Consider the following 4,984-nt stretch of genomic DNA (forward strand, 5'->3'; position numbering starts at 1 on the left):
GCCGCCGCTCCGCTCCCGCACCTCCACCCACGGCCGCAACATGGCGGGTGCGCGCGCGCTCTGGCGGGCGACGGGGATGACCGACTCCGACTTCGGCAAGCCGATCGTGGCGGTGGCGAACTCCTTCACGCAGTTCGTGCCCGGCCACGTGCACCTGCGCGACGTCGGGACGATCGTGGCCGATGCCGTCCGCGCCGCGGGCGGCGTGCCGCGCGAGTTCCACACCATCGCCGTCGACGACGGCATCGCCATGGGCCACGGCGGGATGCTGCACTCGCTGCCGAGCCGCGAGGTCATCGCGGACTCCGTCGAGCACATGGTCCAGGGCCACGCCGTCGACGCCCTGGTCTGCATCTCGAACTGCGACAAGATCACGCCCGGCATGCTCAACGCGGCCCTGCGGCTCAACATCCCGACGGTCTTCGTGTCCGGCGGGCCGATGGAGGCCGGCAAGGCGGTCGTCGTCGGGGGCGTCGCACAGGCGCCGACCGACCTGATCACCGCGATCTCGGCCAGTGCGTCGAGCGAGGTCGACGACGAGGGCCTCACCGAGGTCGAGCGCTCGGCCTGCCCGACCTGCGGCTCCTGCTCGGGCATGTTCACCGCGAACTCCATGAACTGCCTCACCGAGGCGCTCGGGCTCTCGCTGCCCGGCAACGGCTCCACCCTCGCGACGCACGTCGCCCGCAAGGCGCTCTTCGAGCGGGCCGGGCGCACCGTCGTCGAGCTGGCGCGGCGGTGGTACGAGCACGACGACGCCTCGGCGCTGCCGCGCGAGGTCGCGAACCGGCACGCCTTCGAGAACGCGATGGCGCTCGACGTCGCGATGGGCGGCTCCACCAACACGGTGCTGCACATCCTCGCCGCCGCCCACGAGGCGGGCCTCGACTTCACCCTCGCCGACATCGACGCGGTCAGCCGCCGGGTGCCGTGCGTCAGCAAGGTCGCGCCGAACTCGAACTTCCACATGGAGGACGTCCACCGCGCCGGCGGCATCCCGGCGATCCTCGGCGAGCTCGACCGCGCGGACCTGCTGCACCGCGACGTCCACGCGGTGCACGCCGACTCGCTCGAGGCGTGGCTGGGGCACTGGGACATCCGCGGGACGCAGCCGTCCGACGAGGCCGTCGAGCTGTTCCACGCCGCCCCCGGCGGCGTGCGCACCACCGAGCCGTTCTCGACGGCCAACCGCTGGAGCTCCCTCGACACCGACGCGGCCACCGGGTGCATCCACGACGTCGCGCACGCGTTCTCCGCCGACGGCGGCCTCGCCGTCCTCACCGGCAACCTGTCGACCGAGGGCGCCGTGATCAAGAGCGCCGGGCTGCCCGAGGACGGGCGCCACTTCCAGGGACCCGCCCGCGTCGTCGACTCCCAGGAGGAGGCGGTCTCGGTCATCCTCAAGCGCGAGGTGGCGCCGGGCGACGTCGTCGTCGTGCGCTACGAGGGCCCCGCGGGCGGGCCGGGCATGCAGGAGATGCTGCACCCGACCGCGTTCCTCAAGGGCGCGGGCCTCGGCGCGGTGTGTGCGTTGATCACCGACGGCCGCTTCTCGGGCGGGTCGTCGGGCATCAGCGTCGGGCACATCTCGCCGGAGGCCGCGGCGGGCGGCACGATCGGGCTCGTCGAGCAGGGCGACCAGATCCTCATCGACGTCGACGCCCGGCGGATCGAGCTGCTCGTCGACGACGACGTGCTCGCCGAGCGCCGCGCGAAGATGGAGGCCTCCGAGCGGCCGTGGCAGCCCGCGCAGGAGCGCAACCGCCCGCTGACGAGCGCGCTGCGGGCCTACGCGAAGCTCGTGACGTCCGGCGCGACGGGCGCGGTCCGCGCTCTCTAGCGGAAGGCGAACAGCACCGTCAGGCCGGTGCCGACGCCGATGATCATGCACGTGACGCCGACCGGGGTCTGGGCGCGGAACCAGGCCCGATCGGCGTCGCCGCTGAAGCGGCCCGGCCCGACGAGCACCACGACGCACGCGAGGACCAGCCCGTGGAGCGGCCCCGCGACCGGCCCGACGTCGAGGGCCGACCAGGCCCCCGGCAGGCCCGCGCCCAGCGCGACCACACCGATCGCCACCAGCGCGGACGCCGCGAACGACGCGAACACCCCGAGGCCCACGAGCACACCGGCCGCGAGCAGCGCCCACCCGTAGGCAGTGACCAGCGGGACGACCGGGGTGAAGCCGTGGCCCGCGACGACCGTGGCGACCGCGTCGGCACCGCCGTGCCCGCGGGGCAGGTCGAACAGGGCGCGGGCACCGCGGAAGAGCGCGGTCAGCCCGAGGACCACGCGGACGAGCAGCAGCCCGGCGTCGGCGCCCCAGGGCCGGACGAGCACGGCCCGCGTCGGGAACGGCTCGTCGGCCGCGGAGCCGAGGGCGTCCTCACCCGCGCGCCACGGGAACACCGCCGTGTCGTGCGGTGCACCCTCGAAGCCCATCACGGACACCGGCTCCCCGACGCGCACGGATCTCCGCCACCCCACGGCCGCGCAGCCTAGGGCGGCACGATCGGGTGATCACGTCGCCACGCGGCGGCGGAGCTAGTACTGCCCGACGACCAGATTGGGCGGGTCCTCCCCGGCGCGCACGGCCTCGAGCTGCGTCACGACGACGCGGTAGGCGCGGTCCAGGTGCCCCGGCACGCTGCCCCCGACGTGGGGGGTGATGAGCAGGTTGGGCGCCGACCAGAGCGGGTGGTCGGCGGGCAGCGGCTCGGGGTCGGTGACGTCGAGGGCGACCCGCAGCCGCTCGGCCTGCAGTTCCGCGAGGAGGGCGTCGGTGACGACGACGGGCCCGCGGGCGCCGTTGACGAGGATGGCGCCGTCGGCCATGGCGGCGAGGAACTCCGCGTCGACCAGCCCCCGGGTCGCGTCGGTGAGGGGCACGAGGAGCACCACGACGTCGGCCTCGGGCAGGAGGTCGGGCAGCTCGTCGACCCCGTGGACACCCTCGCGGGCGCGGCTGCCGACCAGGGTGACCGGCCCGACGTCGAACGGCGCGAGGCGGCGCGAGGTCTGCTCCGCGAGGTCCCCCGCCCCGACGAGCAGCACCCGCTTGCCCAGCAGGGTGTCGGTGACGTGCTGGTCCCAGGTCCCGGAGAGCTGGTTGCGGACGAAGAGCGGGATCTCCCGGACGACGGCGAGGACGGTGGCGAGCACCCACTCGGCGGTGACCCCGCCGTGCGCGCCCTTGCAGTCGGAGAGCGCGACGCCGTCGGGGAGGTGGCCGACGAATTTCTCCGCCCCCGCCGAGAGCAGCTGGACGAGCCGCAGCTTCGGGCAGGCGTGCATCATGGCCGCCGCGGCGTCCTGCGCGAGGAACCCCGGGACGAGGACCTCGGCCTCCGCGGCCTCGGGCGGCAGTCCCTCGGGACCGGCGGACTCGTCGTAGCGGACCGGCCGCACGCCGTCGAGCGGGGCGAGGGCGCGCTCCCCGACCTCGTCGGGCACCAGGACGATCAGCTCGCTGTTCTCGGCCATGGCCGACGAGGCTAGTGCCGACCGGCTCACGGTGCGCTCAGCCGCCGGCGCCTAGGCTGTCCGCCCGTGTCCGGTCCGTGGTTCCCCGTGCCGGACGGGCGACGTCCGACCGCCCCGGCCAGGACCTCGCGCGGCCTCGCCGCGGCGCTCCTGCTCGTGGTCGCCCTCCTCGCCGCGGGGTGCGCCCGGTTCCCGGACGCGTCGTCGCAGCCGTGGCGCGACAACCCCGAGATCGGCGCGGAGAAGGTGCCCTCGCCGCAGTCGCCCGCACCGTCGGAACCGTCGCCGCCCGGTGCGCCCCCGGCGGGCGGCCCGGTGCCCGCGCCGGGACCGTGTGTGGACCCCGACCCGCAGGTGGTGGCGACGTGCCTGGGGCCGGTCGCGGCGGTCGTCACGCTGCCCGGCGGCTCGGCCGCGCTCGTCGCGGAGCGCACGACGGGGCAGGTCCTGCGCGTCGCGCCCGACACCGCGCCGGCGGTCGTCGCGACGGTCCCCGTCGACGCCACGGGGGACGGCGGGCTCACCGGGCTCGCGCTCTCCCCCACCTTCACCGAGGACCAGCTGATCTACGCCTACGCGACGACGGCCGCCGGGAACGCGGTGCTGCGCATCGCCCCGGGCGACGTCCCGAAGCCGGTGCTCTCGGGCATCCCGCGCGGCCCGGCGTCGGGGAACCGCGGCGCGATCGGGGTGGAGCCGACCGGGACGCTGCTGGTGGCGACAGGCGACGCCGGCGACGCGGGCGTGGCGGCCGCCCCGCGGTCGCTCGCGGGGAAGCTGCTGCGTATCGACCCGTTCGGCCGGCCCGCGCCGGGCGACCCGGACCCGACGTCGCCGGTGATCGGCTCGGGGCTGCACTCCCCCGGTGACGTGTGCCCGGACGTCTCCTCGAACACGACGTGGGTGACCGACCGCGCCGGCACCCGGGACGTCCTCCTGGGCGTCCGGCCCGGGAGCGCTCCCGGCGGGGCGGCCGCCGCGGCGCCGGCCTGGACCTGGCCCGACCGGCCGGGGGTGGACGGGTGCGCCGCCGGCGGGGGCTCGCTGCTCGTCGGGCTGAGCGGGGCGAAGGCGATGTTCGCGCTCAAGCCGACGGCGGAGGGGCGCTTCGTCGGGGCGCCGGAGGCGGTGCTGCAGAACACCTACGGGCGCATCTCCGGGGCGGACCTCGCCTCCGACGGGATGCTCTGGATCGGCACGGTCAACAAGGACCCGGGCGGGACTCCGGGTCCGACGGACGACCGCGTGATCCGCATCCGCCCGCCGTCGGGCGGTGGCTCGGGTCCGGACTAGGTGCCTCCGGCTCGTGAGCAGTTGTCCGTGCCATAGAGCCTGTCGGGATTTGTAGACGGCCGCCACCGCTCCTGATTGGATCTTGGGGTGGCTCGTGACTTCCGGCCGGTGGACCGTGACACCGGGTTCCTGCTGCCTCCTGATGTGCGGGACTGGCTGCCCGAGGGGCATCTGGCCTGGACGGTGATCGACGCGGTCGAGACGCTGG

General features: G+C 75.3%; 4 protein-coding genes. 2 read left to right on the forward strand and 2 right to left on the reverse strand.

Going from position 1 to position 4,984, the window contains the following annotated elements:
* Positions 1–1,840 (forward strand): dihydroxy-acid dehydratase (gene ilvD, locus AC0CYZ_RS07335; protein ID WP_472213795.1); only part of this gene is annotated, 1,840 nt, incomplete at its 5' end.
* On the opposite strand, the gene AC0CYZ_RS07340 is transcribed toward ilvD, so the two are convergent.
* Together AC0CYZ_RS07340 and AC0CYZ_RS07345 are read right to left on the reverse strand one after the other, a co-directional pair.
* Positions 1,837–2,469 carry a DoxX family membrane protein gene (locus AC0CYZ_RS07340; protein WP_472213797.1) on the reverse strand — a complete coding sequence of 211 codons (633 nt, stop codon included), beginning with the start codon at positions 2,467–2,469 and terminating at the stop codon, positions 1,837–1,839. The genes ilvD and AC0CYZ_RS07340 overlap by 4 nt on opposite strands.
* Before the next feature lie 75 nt (positions 2,470–2,544).
* Positions 2,545–3,483, reverse strand: a complete 939-nt coding sequence (locus AC0CYZ_RS07345; RefSeq protein ID WP_472213799.1) for a 2-hydroxyacid dehydrogenase — start codon at positions 3,481–3,483, stop codon at positions 2,545–2,547.
* 66 nt (positions 3,484–3,549) lie between these two features.
* Here AC0CYZ_RS07345 and AC0CYZ_RS07350 point away from each other — a divergent pair, with 66 nt between their 5' ends.
* On the forward strand, positions 3,550–4,776 hold the full coding sequence (locus AC0CYZ_RS07350; protein WP_472213801.1) for a PQQ-dependent sugar dehydrogenase: 1,227 nt from the start codon (positions 3,550–3,552) through the stop codon (positions 4,774–4,776).
* Positions 4,777–4,984 lie beyond the last annotated feature (208 nt).

The sequence above is a fragment of the Actinomycetospora sp. genome, from assembly GCF_055612215.1.

Coding starts and splice junctions, on each gene's coding strand:
- AC0CYZ_RS07345 (WP_472213799.1), bottom strand. CDS start 3,483: ATGGCCGAGAACAGCGAGCTGATCGTCCTGGTGCCCGACGAGGTCGGG.